16 protein-coding genes and 1 tRNA gene are annotated in these 18242 nt (G+C 70.1%); 5 read left to right on the top strand and 12 right to left on the bottom strand.

Translation table 11 applies throughout. The annotated features are described in order from the left end of the window. Positions 1 to 218: 218 nt before the first annotated feature. A complete protein-coding gene (locus ACWEPF_RS18250) occupies positions 219 to 1022 on the top strand; it encodes a SigB/SigF/SigG family RNA polymerase sigma factor (protein WP_452173375.1) in 804 nt (267 codons plus the stop codon). Between the two features lie 23 nt (positions 1023 to 1045). Here ACWEPF_RS18250 and ACWEPF_RS18245 read toward each other — a convergent pair whose 3' ends face one another. From ACWEPF_RS18245 to drmC, 5 genes are all read right to left on the bottom strand, one after another. Next, on the bottom strand, positions 1046 to 1360 hold the full coding sequence (locus tag ACWEPF_RS18245) for a DUF3040 domain-containing protein (protein WP_452173374.1): 315 nt from the start codon (positions 1358 to 1360) through the stop codon (positions 1046 to 1048). A 498-nt stretch (positions 1361 to 1858) separates the two neighbouring features. Then, positions 1859 to 3913: an Hsp70 family protein gene (locus ACWEPF_RS18240; protein ID WP_452173373.1), complete on the bottom strand. Its 2055-nt coding sequence runs from the start codon at positions 3911 to 3913 to the stop codon at positions 1859 to 1861. After that, positions 3910 to 4638 carry a hypothetical protein gene (locus ACWEPF_RS18235; protein WP_452173372.1) on the bottom strand — a complete coding sequence of 243 codons (729 nt, stop codon included), beginning with the start codon at positions 4636 to 4638 and terminating at the stop codon, positions 3910 to 3912. The genes ACWEPF_RS18240 and ACWEPF_RS18235 overlap by 4 nt, the downstream gene beginning before the upstream one ends. Continuing rightward, positions 4638 to 6251 (bottom strand): hypothetical protein, encoded by a 1614-nt coding sequence (locus ACWEPF_RS18230; RefSeq protein ID WP_452173371.1) that lies wholly within the window; start codon positions 6249 to 6251, stop codon positions 4638 to 4640. Before ACWEPF_RS18230 ends, ACWEPF_RS18235 begins: the two co-directional genes overlap by 1 nt. Before the next feature lie 470 nt (positions 6252 to 6721). After that, the gene (drmC, locus tag ACWEPF_RS18225) at positions 6722 to 7333 is read right to left on the bottom strand and encodes a DISARM system phospholipase D-like protein DrmC (protein WP_452173370.1); all 612 of its coding nucleotides are present in this window, start codon (positions 7331 to 7333) and stop codon (positions 6722 to 6724) included. A 146-nt stretch (positions 7334 to 7479) separates the two neighbouring features. Between drmC and ACWEPF_RS18220 the strand changes: the two genes are divergently transcribed. The 3 genes from ACWEPF_RS18220 (at position 7480) to ACWEPF_RS18210 (ending at position 9685) form a co-directional block, all read left to right on the top strand. After that, on the top strand, positions 7480 to 7896 hold the full coding sequence (locus ACWEPF_RS18220; protein WP_452173369.1) for a hypothetical protein: 417 nt from the start codon (positions 7480 to 7482) through the stop codon (positions 7894 to 7896). Between the two features lie 257 nt (positions 7897 to 8153). Next, a complete protein-coding gene (locus ACWEPF_RS18215) occupies positions 8154 to 8447 on the top strand; it encodes a helix-turn-helix transcriptional regulator (RefSeq protein WP_452173368.1) in 294 nt (97 codons plus the stop codon). Continuing rightward, positions 8447 to 9685, top strand: coding sequence for a tyrosine-type recombinase/integrase (locus ACWEPF_RS18210; protein WP_452173367.1), 1239 nt, complete (start codon positions 8447 to 8449; stop codon positions 9683 to 9685). Before ACWEPF_RS18215 ends, ACWEPF_RS18210 begins: the two co-directional genes overlap by 1 nt. 73 nt (positions 9686 to 9758) lie before the next feature. On the opposite strand, the gene ACWEPF_RS18205 is transcribed toward ACWEPF_RS18210, so the two are convergent. The 4 genes from ACWEPF_RS18205 to ACWEPF_RS18190 all read right to left on the bottom strand — a co-directional run bounded on the left by ACWEPF_RS18205 (position 9759) and on the right by ACWEPF_RS18190 (position 13426). Next, a tRNA-Pro gene (locus ACWEPF_RS18205) sits at positions 9759 to 9832 on the bottom strand. A gap of 138 nt (positions 9833 to 9970) precedes the next feature. After that, positions 9971 to 11365, bottom strand: coding sequence for an MFS transporter (locus tag ACWEPF_RS18200; protein ID WP_452173366.1), 1395 nt, complete (start codon positions 11363 to 11365; stop codon positions 9971 to 9973). 124 nt (positions 11366 to 11489) lie between these two features. Next, entirely contained in the window at positions 11490 to 12278 is a 789-nt protein-coding gene (locus ACWEPF_RS18195; RefSeq protein ID WP_452173365.1) for a DUF1684 domain-containing protein, read from the bottom strand. Positions 12279 to 12556: 278 nt separating this feature from the next. Beyond that, a complete protein-coding gene (locus ACWEPF_RS18190; protein WP_345290273.1) occupies positions 12557 to 13426 on the bottom strand; it encodes an acyl-CoA thioesterase in 870 nt (289 codons plus the stop codon). 236 nt (positions 13427 to 13662) lie between these two features. Here ACWEPF_RS18190 and ACWEPF_RS18185 point away from each other — a divergent pair, with 236 nt between their 5' ends. Continuing rightward, on the top strand, positions 13663 to 13812 hold the full coding sequence (locus ACWEPF_RS18185) for a hypothetical protein (protein ID WP_452173364.1): 150 nt from the start codon (positions 13663 to 13665) through the stop codon (positions 13810 to 13812). A 7-nt stretch (positions 13813 to 13819) separates the two neighbouring features. On the opposite strand, the gene ACWEPF_RS18180 is transcribed toward ACWEPF_RS18185, so the two are convergent. From ACWEPF_RS18180 to ACWEPF_RS18170, 3 genes are all read right to left on the bottom strand, one after another. Beyond that, a complete protein-coding gene (locus ACWEPF_RS18180) occupies positions 13820 to 15175 on the bottom strand; it encodes an ABC transporter ATP-binding protein (protein WP_452173363.1) in 1356 nt (451 codons plus the stop codon). A 26-nt stretch (positions 15176 to 15201) separates the two neighbouring features. Next, on the bottom strand, positions 15202 to 16926 hold the full coding sequence (locus tag ACWEPF_RS18175) for an ABC transporter permease (protein WP_452173362.1): 1725 nt from the start codon (positions 16924 to 16926) through the stop codon (positions 15202 to 15204). Positions 16927 to 17250: 324 nt separating this feature from the next. Continuing rightward, on the bottom strand, positions 17251 to 18033 hold the full coding sequence (locus tag ACWEPF_RS18170) for an IclR family transcriptional regulator (protein WP_345290270.1): 783 nt from the start codon (positions 18031 to 18033) through the stop codon (positions 17251 to 17253). Positions 18034 to 18242 lie beyond the last annotated feature (209 nt).

Here is an 18242-nt window from a genome sequence, read left to right as displayed (position 1 = left end):
CGGCCGGCCGGGACGAAGCCGTGGGATCCGAAGCCACCTGCTCTCACCTCACCCCGCTCTGGCCTCTGCCGCGATCACTCCCTGCCGTGCGCCTGCCCGGACGGGCGCGGTCCATCCCCCGGAGCGGCCACCAGGTAGGCACATCATCGGGCCTGTGGTGATTCCCCGCAGCCCAACCGGGCAGGAGCAAGAACGGGGGTCTGCGGAAGGAAGACCTGATGGCACCCGAGATGATCGCGAACCCGAGCACGGTGAGCACCGGTGACGCCCGCGAGCTGTCCAGGGAGCTGTTCCGCCGACTGGCCGAGGCCGAACCGGGCAGCGAGACGTACTCCTACGTCCGCGGCACCCTGATCGAGCTCAACATGTCCCTGGTCCGCTTCGCCGCGCGCCGCTTCCGCAGCAGCCACGAACCGACGGAGGACATCCTCCAGACCGGCATGGTCGGACTGATCAAGGCCATCGACCGCTTCGACCCTGAACGGGGCGTCGAGTTCGCCACCTTCGCGCTGCCCACCGTGCTCGGGGAGATGCGCCGCTTCTTCCGCGACACCACCTGGGCCGTTCACGTCCCCCGCAGCCTCCAGGAAGCCCGGCTCGCGGTCGCCCAGGCCACCGACGAACTCGAGCAGACCCTCGGCCGCCCGCCCGACAACGCCGAACTCGCCGCACGCACCGGCCTGACCGAGCAGGGCGTCGCCGACGGCATCGCGGTCGCCGTCGCCCGCACCGCCGGCTCACTCGACGCCCACACCCCCGGCGACGACGAAGACGAGCACCCCGGGCCGCTCGACCGGCGCCTCGGCCACGAGGACCCGTCCTTCGTCACCGTCGACGACATCCAGTCCCTCAAGCCGCTGATCGCCACCCTGCCCGAACGCGAACGGGCCGTTCTTGCCCTGCGCTTCACCGGCGACCTCACCCAGGCCGAGATAGGCCGCCGCCTCGGCCTCTCCCAGATGCACGTCTCCCGCCTCCTCAGCCACACCCTCACCGACCTGCGCGCCGCCCTCACCGGGTGAGGCCGCCCGGCCACCCGCCGGGCTCAGGTGCGCTGGTGACGACGCAGCCCCCGCAGGGTGACGGCCCGGCGCGCCGCCCACACCACACCGACAGCGGCCAGCGCGCCGGCCGGCACGAGTCCGCCCTGACCCAGCGCCCCGGCCGCCACGAACGCGCCCACCGATGCCACGAGCAACGCCAAGGCCAGGACCACGGTCATGCGGACGCTGCACCACACCGACCAGCACGGCCCGGCCCGCCACGTCCGCAGCCGACGCTCCAGTTTCCGGTCCTGGCGCAGCCCGGCCTCGATGTCGACCAGCATCTTCTTCTCCCACCCGGAGAACCTCGCGCTCATCTGCGCTCACCTCACCGCACCGGCAGCCGCGTAGCCAGGCGTCTTCCCCAGGACGTGGCAGACATGCCGTCCTGCGGACCGTTCGGGTGGTTCCCATCCCATGATGCGAACAAATGTTCACAATAGTTGGCCGGACAGTCGTACGGTCAAGGGCCTTCGTCGTCACTGGACTTGAATCCGTGTCATCAGCACGAGTGATCAGTGTCGGCGGGGGATGTGGCCGGTCGCCGCCGCGCTGTTGTGGGTTGCGGTCAGGGGGGAATTCCGCTTTCGGCAGCTCTCCTGTCGGGCATTCGTCGAAGTGAATCGGATCGGCGTCAGGCGAGTTGTATTCGTATTTCTGTTCTATTTCTGTGAATTGTCAGTGCCCATTGCCGACGAGTCATCGTTGATGCCGCTTGCCGACTGATGTCGTCGTCGAGACAGGTTGCTATCAGTCAGGGTCACTGCCAGGTCAGCCCAGCCCTTCGTTGCACGGAGGCGGCCCGACCTCTCTGACTACGTGAAGATCCACTCCCGCTCCACCCGTGCGATGCGCACGAAGCGGTCCTGTTCCGCCAGCCACGGGTAGGGCAGACGATAGCGACGCAGATCCTCCATGGAGATCACGGGCGCCTGCAACTGATCGGCTACGTTCAGCACCGCGTGTGGTGAGGTCGAGGTCGCGGAGATCACGGTACCGTCCTCGATCGCTCGGTCCAAGAGGTCACGTTCCTGGTAATCAACAGCATCAACAATGTCAGTCCCGACCACCGTCACCGTCCGACGGTCGGGGAACCGCTTCCGGATCGCGGCCAAGGCGGTGCCCAACTGACGGAAGCTCGGTGCGCGTTGCCCCGAACCACGGTGAGCCGTCATGATCCCCCGCCCATCGACGACGATTGTCAGCCGGGGCGAGTTGATCTCTGACTCTGCATCAAGCGGCGTCGACGGATGAACTGGCAAGCTGGTGCCGCGCGGCGCTGAGGCCGTAGCGGTCGCCAGAGGTTCGGTGACTCGGCGCTGCAGCCGTTCCAGCTCCCGATCCAAGCCCTGCGCGATCGGAGTGCCATCCGGTCCGAAGCAATCCAGTTCGCTGTCGAAGATCTTCTGGCCACTGTGGCGGGCAATGGCGCTGACCTTGAGAATGCCGTCCCGGTCGTATCGGTAGTCGACGTCAAAGACGTTGTCGGTCGGGTCGGCCCGGGGCTGCGGGACCGGTAGCTCAAGGCGCGCGAGGAGGAATGTGCGCTCGTCATCGGCGACGCGCTGGCCGTCACCCTCGATGATCTCCAGGACGACCTTGGAAGCTCCACGGACCGAGGGCAGAGCACTGCGACTGCCGCGCGCCGGAAGCGTCGAGTACCGGGGTATCACGGTCGCGAAGCCTCGTCGACCGCCAGCCTCGAAAGCCAGACCGAGGTCGTGGCTGGTGGCGACGGAGATCGTGGTCTCGGGCACCAACCCGTCGATCTCCGCAGCGGTGATAGCAGCACCTCGGGCGACGGCGGTCATGGGGTGGCATAGTGCCGGATCCACCACAGCACGTCCCAGCGTGCGTTCAACCTCCTGACGGACCAGAGGAATCTGCGAGGTGCCACCGATCATCAGGACCGCGTCCAGCATGTCGGGCTGCAAGCCGACATCGGCCATGCATTCACGCAACGGTCGCAAGGCTCGGCGGACCAGGTGCTGGACGGCCTGCTCGAACTCCTCCCGGTGAATGACAACTGGCGGCAGAGTGCCTGGAGGGTCGAACAGGACCTCCTCGACGCCGGGCTGCGAAAGAGCAATCTTCGTGAGCTCGACGTGTCGGCGCCACCGACGAGCATCGGCTCTGGTCAGACGTCCGGGGTCGGTGCCGAGCTTGGTCAGCACCAGTTTGGCGAGTTCCTCGTCAAACTCCAGGCCACCCAGCGCCGTGATACCCCGCGAGGCGATCTCGTCGAAGATGCCGTCATAGTGCTCGAGGATGGTGACGTCGATGGTGCCGCCGCCCCAGTCGAAAACCAGGAAGCAACCCTCACCGGGGTATTCGTGCGCGTAGCTGATCGCGGCCGCAGTCGGCTCGTTGATCAACGCCTTCACCTTGATGCCCGAAAGGCGTGCAGCGGCACGGGTCCGGTAGCGGGCCGCCCCAGTGGCGTTGGCTGGCACGGTGACGACCGCATCATCCATCTCGCGCAGGTTCCGCCTGACGCCGACACGCATCTGATCGAAGAGGGCGGCAGCCACGGCGGTGCTGCGGAACGGCTCATCGCCGAGCCAGACCTCGTGCTCCTCCGTGAGCACCCCTGCCATGCGCTGCTCCCCGTCCTGGCCGCGAGGGCGGGACGCGAGCATTCGTTTGACCGCGTCCTGGGGTGCAGAGGTCTCACACTTGGCGGCCCATCCGAAGCACAGTGTGCGTTGAACATCGCGAAGGGAAACCACAGACGGGAACAGTTCGTCGAAACCGGGACGGTTCCACTCGGCCGGCAGTCCTTCGCTGTCCACACGGATCACCTCTGTGCCGTGTCCGGTCCAACGGGCGACCACCGAGTTGCTGGTACCGAAGTCAATACCGAAAGTCACAGCTGCTCCCGTCCTTCCCCTCCAACGGTGATGGCATCACTCGGCCCCAGCCATGTCATGGCAGAGCGCCGGCGCATCTCACCGCGCTGAACAGCACGGCCAGTGCTGCCTTCCACGTAGGCCGGCGTGATGACCTCGAAGGTCTGACTGTCCGGGTACTCTTCCGGGTTGACCAGATCGAACAGTTCAGGATCGGCTTCGATGACTCGGATCAGACCGGAGCGCTTGAGCTCCGCGTCCAGGCGCAGCCGCACGGCGGCCAGGTCCTGTGCAACCGTGACCGCGCGGTCGATCAGTGCCAGCTGGGCCAGATGCTGTTCCCGAATGCGCATGGCGTCCATAACAGCGTTGCGCAGGGTGTCGTCGATTGCGGCCTGAACCTCTCTGCGAACCATCGTCCCGACCGTGTCCGCGGCCCGCATCGCGTCGGCGATGGCCTCGTCAAGCTTCGTGGTCAGCTTCTGGGTGATCTCCCGGGTGGCGCTACTGCCGGCCGTGGCTGCCGCCTTCTGCGCCTTGTGCGCCACCTTCTCGCTGAGGCGCTCGAAGAACTCCCCCGGATCTCCCGCGGCAGGCTGCGACTGGACCTCCCGGCCCTGGTGTCCCTGATCCGGCTCCGCCCGAGCGGGCCGCGGTGGCCTGCTCGGTCCGGGACGAGACCGCTGTCCCTCGAAGGCCGCGATGTGCTGCGGTTCCGGCCTCGATTGCTTCTTCTTCGGAGGCATCAGTGCGGGTTCCTTGCCTTGTGTCCGCTGTCGATGATCTGACGGGCTGCTTCAACGGCCGTCCAGCCTGTGTCCTGGGCTGTACTGTCCGGGCTGCGCCGAGCCATGGGTGTCATCGGCGGGTGCAAATCCAGCGATCGAACGCCCGGAACCCAGAGGAAACGCTCGTCCACTGGGAGCTCGTACAGCTCTTCGTACGAGGTCCCCAGCCGCCGGGCGGCTTCCATGCGCTGGATGCGGTCCTTGGCGCCGTTGATGTACTCGAAACGCTCCGGTGGGACCTGCTTGCGAAGGTCACGCCATCCCTGTCGCCATTCCGTCGAGCCGTGCTCCACGCACAGGGCCAGATAGGGATTGAGGATCTCGTGCGGCTTGCGGTTCTGCCGGAGGCGCTGCAGCAACTGACTGAGCGCAGACAGGCGTTGGCGACCCCAACGGCCTGCCCCTCCGTTCCGGCTCGGGCCCCGCCTGAGGACTTCCTCCAGAAGACCGACACCCTTGTCGAGCTGCTCGCCATCCCCAGGACGGGCGCAGAGGAAGCACAAGTACGCCTGAACCGCGCGGGCTTCCTGGTCTGCCTTCTCCGCGAATCGAGCCTGGTGATCGTTACGCAGGGCACTCGCCTGCTGCATGACCTCCCGCCTCGCGGTCTCCGTGGTCTCGGGTTCGACTGCCAGGGCCCAGTGGAGATCATCCAGCAGGCGATACAGCCGACGCGTGCCTGCCCAGTAATGGAAGGGGGTGTTGCCCGCTATGAGTCGATCGGGCCGCATGCAGTCCTCGAGCACACCGAACAGCGCTTTGTCGTTGCCGAGATCTCGGGTTACGGCGCTGCCCCGGCGTATGGCCTGAAGCGAACTTACGAGCTGGGCCAGGCTTCTCGGGAACTCATCTTGGGCGTAGGGCTCGACGGTTTCCAGCGCGTTCAGGTCACCGTCGAGAAGCGCAGAACGCAGACTCCACTGATCATGCCGCCCGCCAACCGGTTGTACCCCCTCGCCGGCGACCAGTGCCCGACGGCGCAGTTCATCCTGCCAGCCCAGCGTCTCGATCTGTTCATTGGTCAACGCCGCGGGGTCCACCCGGGCGAGGACATACGGCAGTCGGTCGGCTGGCCCAGGCCATTCCGCAGGTCGCAGCTTTTTGCGGATCTTCCCGGAGTCGATCAGATCGTCGATCACCGGGAGCGGAAGCCGACTCACCAGGCGCTGCCACGCCACCGACGACAGCACGCCACGAGAGGCAGCCTCCACCGCCTCAAGGTGTAGTTGCCAGGCGTCATCGCCCGACGGGTCAACAGCGGGTGCTGGCACTCGCCCTGACCTAAGCGCCTCCGCCCGTACGAGATCGCGTTCCCCTAGCAGTCGGAGGCCACTGGCGGTCAGCTCCACGAGGTACCCGAGCGCAGTGAGCGGCGGGAGCCGCGCTGCGAGGTCCCAGACGTACTCAGCAGCAGCTGAGAGGAGATCAGCAGCATCCCCGCCATGCTGACGGAACCTCAACTTCAGGTCACGGTCGCCCGTCTCGGCCGCAATCCGGTCGAGTACAGCCGCGAGCCGCACTGGCAGGCTCACTTGGAAGGCATCCTCGCTCGACAGCTCCTCGTTGGCCACCGGAGAGCACGTCCCGGTAGAGACAGGCTCCCCTGGGAGCGTCCTACGGCGCGCACGCAGCCTCGGAAGCTCACCTCGCTCACGAGCCTGGCGCCGCTGCTCCCGCCGCATCAACTCAGCTCGACGAAGAGCCTCGATGTCCGGGGTCGCGGCGGACTCAGCGGTCATGAACGGCGCCCCCCGAGGTCGTGGATAGTGCGGATGCCTTCTGGCCTGCTCAGTCGAGCACTCTAGTCCTGGCTGCGCAGCCTTGGGCGAACAATCGGCTCTTGAGTATCCGTCAGCCACAATGTCCGGTGAGCTTCAAACGCTGCCGGTCGTCCACCGTCCAAGGACCCGGCGACCGCTCCGGCCAGGCTGGCGGGACCGGCTCGATGCGCCAGCAACCTCGTCCGCGCAGCCGAAATGCTGGCGCATTCCGTCTTACCCTCAGGGTCACTCGGCCAGTGCTCTGCATCTGAACGCGACCGTCATGCAGTTGAGGCCTGCTCGTACAACACCCCTTCTGCCTCGAACAGTTCTCGTTCCACGGTTTCAGTGAGGCTCGGGTTGTCGATGAGGACGCTGAACTCGACATTGTTGTTCTCCGCGCTCCAAGAGAAGTTCGCGCTGGTCACGAGCAGGAAGCGGTGGTCGAGCGCAAGGAGCTTTGCGTGGTTTCGCACGTAGCTGCCGTCGAACTCCCGGGTCCGCCAGACCGCAGCGGGCTTGAGGTGCGTGGCGACCTTAACGGTGGTCGGTGACCAGTGCTGTCCGTTGCTGTTAGCTGCTCTGGTGTCGAGGTAGACGCGGACGGTCATGCCAGCACGCTGGGATGCTCCTTGCAGGGCCGTCCAAAGGCTGGAAGTTCGCTGGAAGTTGAAGGTGGAGCAGGTCACCGAGTGGCGTGCGTTGTTGACCAAGTGGGGTACGGACGTGGTCAGCGGCCCGGTCTGAGCGAGGTGCCCAGGCATGGTCCACAGCGGGGACAGGGTGGTGGGCAACGCCCGGGCCCCCTCGACGGCACGGAGCACGGTGATGTGCCAAAAGTGCCGTCCTTGGGCCGCTGGCGATCGTGTCCAGGAGACTTCGTGCTTCGGCACGGCGGCCCGCGGCGACCGCTTTGATTGCGCTAGGGCTGTCCCGCTATTCGCTCGCGCTACGACCGCGGATGCGCGGCTGACTGGCCAGACTGGGGCGCCACGAATCCGCTTGGGTCCGCCGGTGGGCGACGCGTAGCCTCTTGGCCATGTGCTACCACGCGTTCAACGGCGCCTTCCGGCACTACGTGTGCGTCGAGTGCCGGCTCTCCTTCAAGGGCAGCACGTGGCCGATCCGGAAGCGCACCTGTCCTGGCTGTCGTCAGGAGCTCGTCTTCGCGGGCTACGACTTCGCCGCGCCCCGGCGACGCGACGTGAAGGCGTGGTCCGTCGTGGCCACCGTGCTCGCGGAGGGGCTGACCTACGACCACCGCCCCGGCTGTGGCTGCTCGCGGCTCCCTTCGTTCCGCCCCCGGACCCCATCACAGGTGCGTGTCCGCCGACGCGCGGCCGAGCGGCTGGGCCTGCCTCTGTCAGTGACCCTCGCCCGCCGCGACGCCTTCACCCCGGAGAGCCGCGACGAGCTCTCGCCCTCGCCGTCGGCCGCCGAGCCCGACACGACCTGAGCTTTCCCGTAGCGGAAGAGGTAGCGGCAGCAGCAACCGAGACCGCCCCCGACACCCTCGACCGGGCCGACCTCGCCACCCTCGGCTGACCAGCGCTATCCGCTACCGCTACCCCATCCGCTACCGCCACACTCCCGCTGACCTGCGAGGTAGCGGAGTAGCGGAAGTAGCGGCCCTCAGAGAACAAGGGTGAGGTCATGCCCGTACACACCTCGACAATCCGCCAGAGCTCTGCAACCACGTCGAGGAACGCCAGGTTGTCCGACTCGACGCTGACGATAGACCAGGCCGTTGTCCTGCCTAAGATGCTGACGCGCAATCGACCTGAGGCTGGGCAGCAGGGTGGCCTGCTCCACGGCGGCTGGTACACCACGGAGGAAGTGGCCGAGCTGATCGACGTTGACCCGTCGACCCTCCGCCGTTGGCGGACGTCGACGCCGCCCGAGGGGCCACCCTTCGTGCGGATGAGCAGCCGTGTCACGTCGTACAGCATCCCCGATGTGCAGGAGTGGCTGCGCTCTCGCCGCGTCGTCCCCGGAGAGGCTGCCTGATGCCCCAGCAGCTCCCGCCGATCGGGGTCAAGCTCTCGACCGACATCGAGTATCGGCCCCAGTACACGAACCCGTACCGTGCCCGGGTCCGCTGGACCGACCCGGCCACCGGTGCGCGGCCCGGCCGGTCGGAGATGCATCCGACGAGCGAGGCGGCCGAGCAGTGGATCGACGACATGCTGCGGCTCGCGTCTCGCGGGGTCACCCCGGACACGGCCACGCTGACGCTCGCCGAGTACGGCGAGTCGGTGATGGAACTGGCCCTTCGAGGAACGGAGTTGAAGACCCATGACCCGTACCTCGCGGGGTGGCGCCTGCGGATCGTGCCGACGATCGGCCACATCCTGCCGACCGCGATCACCAACGGCGTGGTCGACCGCGCCGTCTACGGGTGGATCGCTGACGAGGCCGGCCGCTCGACGGTGAAGAACACCCTCGCCATGCTCGTCCGCGTCATGGAGCAGGCGGTCCGGGACGGCCTGATCGAGATCAACCCGGCCAGGGTCAGCGGCTGGCAGCGCGAGTACCAGAAGGCCGAGGACGAGCTGAACGACCCCCGCTCCCTGGCGCTGAAGGACTGGGACGCGCTCGACACGCTCGCGAACGCCCTGGTGCTGCGCTCACACGGCGAGTTCGGCGGCTGGGGCGACGTGGTGCGCTTCTCCGCCTGTACCGCGGCCCGGATCGGCGAGGTCTCCGGCGTGCGCCGCAAGGACATCGACCCCGACCGCTGGACCTGGGACCTGTGCCGCCAGACCACCACCGCGCCCGGCGGGCTGGTGGACAAGGGGACCAAGGGCAAGCGCCGGCGCACGGTGCCGTTGATCCCGGAGATCCGGGAGCTGGTGGCCAGCCGCCTCGCGGTGATCAGCAAGGACCCGATGGCCCGGCTCTTCACCGGGCCCCGGGGCGGCCGGATCACCACGGCGGTCCTCCGCGACGCCACCCACTGGGACGAGGTGGTCGTCAGCCTCGGCTACGAGCACCTGCGCCGCCACGACCTCCGCCACACCGGCCTGACGTGGATGGCCGACGCCGGCGTCCCGGTGCACGTCCTGCGGAAGATCGCCGGGCACGGATCGCTGACGACCACTCAGCGGTACCTCCACCCGGATCAGCAGTCGATCGACCGGGCGGGGGAGGCCCTGAGCGCTCACCTGAGCGGCCAGCGGGAGGCAGTTGGTCCCGCGCTGGTCCCGCAGCCCTCCAACGGACGGGACCTGCGGCTGGTCCGCTGACGCCGCGTCAAAACACGAAAAAGCCCCGCTGAACTGGACGTTCGTCCAGTCAGCGGGGCTTCCGACATCGCTGTCGGGACGACAGGATTTGAACCTGCGACCCCTTGACCCCCAGTCAAGTGCGCTACCAAGCTGCGCCACGTCCCGTGGTCCGAATGCTTCGGCCTTGCGGCTTCTGCTCTCCGACCTCGTCCCCGGTGTCCCGGCGACGTGGAAAACAATACAGCACGCGGAGGGGTGCTCGCTGCCAGGTTTCCGGGGACGGCGGTGGTGGTGCCGTGCAGGTCAGGGGGTGGGGTGGCGGGCGTCGTAGTGGAGGAAGGCGGGGCGGAGGGCGGCGAGGAGGAGGACGGCGGCGATGCAGGCGAGGCCGCCGATGAGGAGGGCGGTGGTGGTGGAGGTGAGGGAGGCGGTGGTGCCGGCGAAGAAGTCGCCGAGGCGGGGGCCGCCGGCGACGACGACGATGAAGACTCCTTGGAGTCGGCCGCGCATGTCGTCGGGGGCGCCGACCTGGAGGATGGTGTTGCGGAAGATCATGCTGACCGAGTCGGCGGCTCCGGCGGCGGCGAGGGCGAGCAGGCCGAGCCAGAGGTGGGTGGTGAGGCCGAAGGCGGCGATGGCGAGGCCCCAGGCGGCGACTCCGGCGATGATGGCGGTGCCGTGGCGGTGGACCCGGGAGACCCAGCCGGAGAACAGCGCGCCGGTGAGGGCGCCGGCCGCGGCGGCGGTGACCAGCAGGCCGACCGTACCGGGGCCGCCGTGGTAGACGCCGACGGCGATCGCGGGGAAGAGGGCGCGGGGTGAGGCGAGGATCATCGCTATGAGGTCGGCGACGAAGCTGGTGCGGAGGTTGGGGCGGCTGCGCAGGAAGCGGAGGCCGTCGAGGACGGAGGCGCGCTTCTTCGCCGTGCCGGACGCGCTGGTGCCGTCGCCGGGGAGCATCGCGGGGAGTCGCCACATGGCGTAGAGGACGCCGCTGAAGGCGACGGTGTCGACGAGGTAGGCGGACTGGACGCCGAGGGTGCCGATCAGGAGGCCGCCGACCAGCGGGCCGACGGTGGTGCCGAGGTTCATGCTCATGCTGCCGAGGGCGTTGGCGGCCGGGAGCTGATGGGACGGCACCAGGCGGGGGATCATGGCCGAGCGGGCGGGTGAGCTGAGGGCGAAGAAGCCGGCCTGCACCGCGACCATCGCGTAGAGCAGGGGCACCGAGCGGAGGTCGAGCAGGGCCTGGACGGCGAGCACGGCGGAGGTGACGGCCAGTCCGGCGGAGCCGAAGAGGCCGAGCAGGCGGCGGTCGACGGTGTCGGCGATGGCCCCGCCGAAGAGGCCGAGCACGACCAGCGGGACGAGGGAGAAGAGGCCGACCAGGCCGGTGGCGAAGGTGGATTCGGTGAGCTGGAAGACCTGGACCGAGACCGCCACCGCGGTCATCTGCTGGCCGATGGCGGAGACCGCCTGGCCGGTCCACAGCCGCCGGTAGTCGGGGTGCTCGCGCAGCGGGCTGAGGTCGGCGAAGGCGGACCGCCGCAGCCGTTGCCACCGTCCCGGGGCGGCAGTCTCGGCGGTGACGGCAGCGCTCGGCCGGCCGGGCGCGGACGGTCCGTCAGGCGCGGACTGTTCGTCGGGTGGCGGGGGCACGGACTGCGAGGAGGTGGGATGCGTCGACACGCGCTTCATCCTCACCTACCCCGCAGCCCGTGGACGAACGGATTTCGCCGGTGTGACGAGGCCCGCAGGCACTGCCCAGGCAGTGGCCCAGACAGTGCCAGGACAGCGCCCAGGCGGGCCCGCGAACCCGCCGCTACTTCGTCAGGACCTGCTTCTCGCCCGCCTCGACCACCAGCGGCAGCCGGTTACCCGGCGGCGGGAACGGGCAGATGAAGTGGTCGGCGAAGGCGCACGGCGGCAGGTAGGCCCGGTTGAGGTCGAGCACGGTGCGGCCCTCCTCGTCGGGGGCGGGCAGGGTGATGAAGCGGAAGCGGTAGCTCTCCCGGCCGCTGCCGGCGTCCGCGATCACGCCGCTGAGCTGGTCGCCGGAGCGGCCGACGGTGAGGGTGTGCGGTTCGCCGGCCAGCTGGAAGGCGATCTGGCCGCTGGTGGCGAGCGGGCGCTCGCGGCCGTCCGCGTTCTCCACCAGGACGTCCTCGTCCTGCTCGAACGGGGTGAAGACGGCGGGGACCGCCCAGTCCGGCGAGTACGGGAACGCGGAGATCCCGGCGAAGCCGATCCGCCCCTCCGACTCCGGGTCGAAGACCCGCAGCGCGAGCTCGCCCTCGCGCTCGATCGGGACGAGCAGCACCTCACCGAGCGTCAGCAGGTCGGCGCCGGGGGAGGTGTCGGGGGTGAGGCGGCGGACGCCGTCCACCGGCCCGCCCCCGGCGCCCTCGACGGACAGTCCGTCAGCGGCGGTCGCCTCGACGTGCACCGCCCCGTCCACGGCCCACCAGCGGCCGGGCAGGCCGGGTACCTCGGCGGGCTCGGGCTCCAGCCAGTGGGTGCCGGTGAGGGCGAGTGCGCCGTGCGGGGCGCTGACGCTCGCGGCGCGGCGCTCCGTCCAGTGCTCCCACTCCTGGGCGGCGGTGTCGGTCATGTCGGCTTCCTCCCTCGGATCGCCGGGCCCGGCCCGGGATACGGGCGGGCGCCGGGGACGTGGCCCGGGTCCGGGAGTGGCCGGAGCGCCGGGGTACGGCTCTCGTGCTCGTGTTCGTGCTCGTGCTCGTGCTCAAGCCCAAGCAAGCTCAGGCCCGTGCTCAAGGTCGAACGCGAACCGTACCCCGGGTCTTCCGGCCGTGCGTGATCGACATGGTTCCGCAACGGCGCGTGACGGCCGGCAACAGTGCCGAACCGTCGTGCAACACTCCCGCCCCGTCAGGCCTTGCGGCTCGCGAGCGGACGGAACAGGCCCTCCTGCATCACCGACACCACCAGCTGCCCGCTCCGGTCGTAGATCTGACCCCGCGCCAGCCCGCGCGCGCCGTGCGCGATCGGGGACTCCTGCTGGTACAGCAGCCACTCGTCGGCGCGGAACGGCCGGTGGAACCACATCGCGTGGTCCAGCGAGGCCATGTCGAAGTTCCGCACGCCCCAGAGCGGCTCGACCGGGGCCCGGACGGCGTCCAGCAGGGTCATGTCGCTGGCGTAGGTGAGCGCGCAGACGTGGATCAGCGGGTCGTCGGGCAGCGCGCCGTTGGTCTTCAGCCAGACCCCGCTGCGCGGCTCGACCCCGACCAGCTCCTCCTTGCTCCAGCGCAGCCGGTCCACGTACCGGATGTCGAAGGGCTGGCGGCGGCTGATGAAGGGGGGCAGCTCACCCAGCTTCTGGCCCACCTCGTCCAGCGCGCTCGGCACCTCCTCCGGCCCGGGTACGACCGGCATCGCCTCCTGGTGCTCGATCCCGCCCTCCTCGGGGACGTGGAAGTCGGCGGTCAGGGCGAAGATGCTGCGGCCCTGCTGGATGCCGAGCACCCGCCGGGTGGTGAACGAGCGGCCGTCGCGGATCCGGTCCACCTGGTAGACGATCGGCACGCCGGGCACACCGGGGCGCAGGAAGTAGGCGTGCAGCGAGTGCACGGGGCGGTCACCGTCCACCGTGCGCCCCGCCGCCACCAGGGCCTGGCCCGCCACCTGGCCGCCGAAGGTCCGCTGCAGGGCCTCCTCCGGGCTGCGTCCCCGGAATATGTTGAGCTCGATCTGCTCCAGGTCGAGCAGGTCCACCAGCTGGTCGACGGGGGTGCCCATGGGTCACCAGTCCTCTCTCGCCCGGCCCACCTCGTCCGCGCACCGCGGCACGCGTACCGGGCCGGAACTCCGTACGTTCTACCGAGAAGTCTGCACACCCACCCGCCATTCCCGCCCACCCGGTGTCAGCTCCCGTGGGCAGCGGGGCAGCGGGGCAGCGGGGCAGCGGGGCAGCCGGCCAGCCGGCCAGCCGGGGCGCCGGGGCGGCCGTCCGGTGCCTGGCCCCGGCCCGGCGAGTGCGCAGCACCACCCGTCCGGGTGGCGACGGCCCGGCGACGTACCTGGAGCGTTGGCGGGACGAGCGCCGGCAGTGGACCCTCCTCCTGGCGGGTCGTCCGCTCGCGCCGGAGCAGGTGGCGGCGGTCGCGGACGGCCTGCGGGAGTGACGGACGCTCAGGTGTCGAGCCGGTACTCCTCCCGGTCGGCTGAGTAGGTGAAGAGTTCGGCGTACCGGCCCCAGTCGGTGGCGGTGGCGAGCTGCCGGTCGGTCTGCTCGCGGGTGTAGTGGTGGGCGAGCAGGTCGCGGAAGAAGCCGGCCCGGAGGGTGCCGTCGGGGGACTGGCGGAGGCTGGCGCTGATCAGGCGGATCAGCGGGACGGTGATCGCGGCGGTGGCGAACAGGGCCTTGGAGGTCTGGACGGTGGCGGCGGCGAAGGCGCTGCCGTGCTCGGTGAGGCGGAGCGAGTCGCCGTCGACGGCGGCGAAGCCGAGCAGGTCGAGTGCGTCGACCAGCGGGAGCAGGTCGTCCGCCTCCAGGCCGAGGTCGTCGGCGAGGTCGGCCAGGTCGCAGCGCCCGCCCGCGTGGGCGACCAGTTCGGCGAGCCCGGAGAGGCCGTCGACGCCCGCCGACGGGAGCGGGGTGTTGGCGGTGGTGCGCGGAGCGGGCTCGGCGAGGGCGGGGGAGGGGACGGCGGCGTCGCGGCCGGTGAGGGTCCGGTAGACCTGGTCGACCAGGGACTGGAACGCGGCGGAGCCGCGGTCGCGGGAGCGGCCGGGGCCGAGTTCGGCGCCGGGCTCGAAGACGGCGCGGACGGTGCCGTACGGGCGGGAGCCGAGCACGACGACCCGGTCGGCCATCAGGACGGCCTCCTCGATGTTGTGGGTGACCAGGACCATCGCCCGGGTGGGGAAGGTGCCGGACTCCCAGAGCTCCATCAGCTCGCCGCGCAGGTTCTCGGCGGTCAGCACGTCCAGGGCGGAGAACGGCTCGTCCATCATCAGCACGTCCGGCTCGACCACCAACGCCCGTGCGAAGCCTACCCGTTGGCGCATGCCGCCGGAGAGCTCCTTGGGGTAGGCGGCCTCGAAGCCGTCCAGGCCGACCAGGTCGATGGCCCGGCGGGCGGCCTCGGCCCGCTCGCCCGCCGCCGACCCCCTCGCCTCCAGGCCGAGTTCGACGTTCTGCTGCACCGTCAGCCAGGGCAGCAGGGCGAAGGTCTGGAACACCATCGCCGTCCCGGGGTTGGCCCCGTTCAGCGGGGTGCCGCGGTAGTGGACGCTGCCGGAGCTGGGAGCGATCAGCCCGGCCAGGCAGCGCAGCAGGGTGGACTTGCCCGAGCCGGAGCGGCCGAGCAGGGCGACGACCTCGCCGGCCCGGATCTCCAGGTCGATGCCGCCGAGCACGGGCAGCTCGCCGTCGGAGCCGGCGTAGGTCTTGGTCAACTCGACCGCTTCGAGGAGGAGTTCACCATCGGTGGCCGGAGCCGGGGCAGTGGTGGGACGGCGCGGACGCAGCAGGTTGAGGTTCATCGGAAGCTCCAAGCGGAAAGCGAGGTTCAGAGGGCGTAGCGGACCCGGGCGAGCCGGTGCAGCGGCTGCCAGACCACGCGGTTGAGCACGATCACGTACAGGCTCATCACGGCGACCCCGGCCAGCAGGCGCGGGAAGTCCCCGGCCGAGGTGGCCTGCGCGATGTACGCGCCGAGGCCGGTCGCGGTGAGGGTGGTGGCGCCGAAGGTGACCACCTCGGAGACGATCGAGGCGTTCCAGGCGCCGCCCGAGGCGGTGATGCCGCCGGTGACGTAGGAGGGGAAGACGGCCGGGAGGATCAGCCGCCGCCAGCGCCGGACGCCGCGGACACCCAGGTCGTCCATCGCCTCGCGCAGGTCGGCGGGGATGGCCATCGCCCCGGCGATGGTGTTGAAGAGGATGTACCACTGGGCGCCGAGTGCCATCAGCAGCACGCCGCCGACGTCCAGCGAGAGACCGGTCCTGAGGAAGAACCAGACCGCCAGCGGGAAGAGGAAGTTGGCGGGGAAGGAGGCGAGCACCTGGACCACCGGCTGGGCGATCCGGGTCCGCCTCGGCGAGCCGCCGATCCACACGCCGACCGGCACCCAGACCACCGTCGCGGCCGCCACCAGCACCACCACCCGGGCCAGGGTGGCCAGTCCGAGCAGCAGCGGCTCTCCGAGCACGCTCAGCCCGGTGCTCCGGTGCAGGTAGGAGCCGAGGTCGTACAGGCCCCAGGCGATCAGGCCGCCGGTGACCACGCCGAAGGCCAGGTCCCCGGCCCGGCGGCGCGTCGGGGCGACCCGCAGCGGCCGGTCGTCGACGCCGAACACCCGCCCGGCACGGGAGCAGAACTGCCCCACCGGGCGAAGCCAACGACCCAGCAGTGCAGGCCAGTTGGAGCGTCGAAGCAGCTCCAGGACGGCCGAGCGCTGCGGCTCGCGGCTGCCCGACTGCTCGTTCTTGAAGCGCTCGGCCCAGGCGGTGAGCGGGCGCCAGAAGAGGAAGTTCACCCCGGTCACCATCACGGCCATCGCGAGCACCGCCCAGCCGACCTTGCCCAGATCGCCCTCGGCGATCGCGGCCCCGGCGTAGGAGCCGACGCCCGGCAGGGCGTAGTCCTGGCCGCCGACGGCGATCATCTCGGAGGCGACCAGGAAGAACCAGCCGCCGCCGAAGCTCATCATGCCGTTCCAGACCAGGTCGATCGTCCCGGAGGGCAGCTCGACCTTCCAGAACCGCATCCACCGCGTGAAGCCGAACGACCGTGACAGCTCGTCGAGTTCGCGCGGCAGCGAGGTCAGCGAGCGGTGGAACGCGAAGGTCATGTTCCAGGCCTGCGAGGTGAAGACGGCGAACACGGCCGCGCACTCCGGCCCGAGCATCGAGCCGGGGAAGAGTGCCAGGAAGCCGGTCACCGCCACGGTCAGGAAGCCGAGCACCGGCACCGACTGGAGGATGTCCAGCGCCGGGACCAGCACCTTGCCGAGCCGTCGGCTGCGCGCGGCGGCGTAGGCGAAGACGAAGGTGAAGACCACGGCGGCGGCCAGTGCGGCGAACATCCGCAGCAGGCTGCGCGCCGCGTAGTACGGCAGCCGGGCCGGATCGGTGTCGATGCCGAGCTTCTCGCCCGGCGTGAAGGAGACGGTGGTGCCGTGTCCCACGCGCAGTGCGGCGTAGAACAGCAGCAGCACGCCGGCCGCGACGGTGACGTCGGTCAGCGAGAAGCGGCGGCGGGTGGACGGAGCGGGGGTACGGAAGAACGACATGGCGGAACGACCTCCGCCCGCACCGGGGCGCGCGCCGACGGGGCGCGGGCACGGGGGTGCGGGGTGCTACGGGAAACGATCAGTGAGCGACGGGGAGGAAGCCGGGACTGGGAGGTTCGTTGCGCATGGCTTGCCTCCCCTCGGGATCGTCCGCCGACGGGATCGCTCGTCGACACGGGTGGGTGTGCACGGCAGGGCGTGAGGCCCGTGCCGGTCCGTCCCGTCGAGTCTGCCCCGGGCCCACCCCGATGGGCAAATGCCTTGTCCGCCCGGGCGTGGCGCGCAGCGCGCCGCAGCGCCCCGGAGGGCCCCGGGGCCGGCCGCTCAGTGCCGCGAGGACCCCAGCGCCCGCGAGACCCGCAGCGCGGCGGCCGCCACCGCGGGCCCGAGGACGCGCACCCGGGCCGCCGTCACCCGCGAGGTCAGCCCGGAGACCGAGAGCGCCCCGGCGACGGTGTCGGTGTGGTCGAAGACGGGCGCGGCCACGCACCGCACCTCGGGCTCGTTCTCCCGGTCGTCCACGGCGTAGCCGCGGGCCCGGATCCGCGCCAACTCGGCCCGCAGCGAGGCCGGTTCGGTGAGGGTGCGGGTGGTGCTCGGCGGCAGTCCGGCGGCCACCACCGCCGTGAAGGCCTCCTCCGGCAGCCAGGCCAGCATGGCCTTGCCGACGGCGGTGCGGTACATCGGCGCGCGGCTGCCGATCCGGGAGGCCATCCGGACGGCGGTCTCGTTCTCCACCTTGTCGATGTAGACCACGTGCGGCGGGTCCGGCACGCACAGGTGCACGGTGCCGCCGACCTCGTGCATCAGCCGGTGCGCCTGTTCGGCGGCGACGGTGCGCAGGTCGAGCCCGGAGAGGTAGGACTGGCCCAGCATCAGCGCGCCGGGGCCGAGCCGGAAGTGCCCCGACTCCCGTTCCCGGCTGAGGAGTTGGGAGTCGAGCAGTGGTTCGGCCAGTCGTAGCACGGTGCTCTTGGACAGGCCCAGCGCCTCCGCGACCGCCGTGAGCGAGAGCCCGGTGGAGCCGCCGGCGTGGTCCCGGACGTGCTCCAGCACAGCGAGCGCCCGGCGCAGCGAGGCGGACTGGTTCCGCTGCGTGACCTCCACCGGCCCTCCTCAGGCGCATCAAGAAATCCCCATGAACGACCCATGAACGGACCGTCGGATTCAACGGACCGTACGCCAAGCACCGACGGCGTACCAGCTACGCGGCACACAGTTTTGCACTGCACAACATTCGCCGGGGCGTCTTGCCGCCACGCCGGGCGGCTTCCTACCGTCACCGCTCACCTGCCCTACCACCGCTCTACCACCTC

It is taken from the genome of Kitasatospora sp. NPDC004289 (assembly GCF_053602875.1).
The sequence above is the reverse complement of the archived record's forward strand: the minus strand, read 5'-3'. Positions and strand labels throughout refer to the sequence as shown.

Excerpts from the sequence above, each read along its gene's own strand:
- ACWEPF_RS18250 (WP_452173375.1), top strand. The coding sequence starts at position 219 with ATGGCACCCGAGATGATCGCGAACCCGAGCACGGTGAGCACCGGTGAC.
- ACWEPF_RS18195 (WP_452173365.1), bottom strand. The coding sequence starts at position 12,278 with ATGACCGACACCGCCGCCCAGGAGTGGGAGCACTGGACGGAGCGCCGC.
- ACWEPF_RS18235 (WP_452173372.1), bottom strand. The coding sequence starts at position 4,638 with ATGCCTCCGAAGAAGAAGCAATCGAGGCCGGAACCGCAGCACATCGCG.
- ACWEPF_RS18180 (WP_452173363.1), bottom strand. The coding sequence starts at position 15,175 with ATGAACCTCAACCTGCTGCGTCCGCGCCGTCCCACCACTGCCCCGGCT.
- ACWEPF_RS18200 (WP_452173366.1), bottom strand. The coding sequence starts at position 11,365 with ATGAAGCGCGTGTCGACGCATCCCACCTCCTCGCAGTCCGTGCCCCCG.
- ACWEPF_RS18245 (WP_452173374.1), bottom strand. The coding sequence starts at position 1,360 with ATGAGCGCGAGGTTCTCCGGGTGGGAGAAGAAGATGCTGGTCGACATC.
- ACWEPF_RS18210 (WP_452173367.1), top strand. The coding sequence starts at position 8,447 with ATGCCCCAGCAGCTCCCGCCGATCGGGGTCAAGCTCTCGACCGACATC.
- ACWEPF_RS18190 (WP_345290273.1), bottom strand. The coding sequence starts at position 13,426 with ATGGGCACCCCCGTCGACCAGCTGGTGGACCTGCTCGACCTGGAGCAG.
- ACWEPF_RS18220 (WP_452173369.1), top strand. The coding sequence starts at position 7,480 with ATGTGCTACCACGCGTTCAACGGCGCCTTCCGGCACTACGTGTGCGTC.
- ACWEPF_RS18175 (WP_452173362.1), bottom strand. The coding sequence starts at position 16,926 with ATGTCGTTCTTCCGTACCCCCGCTCCGTCCACCCGCCGCCGCTTCTCG.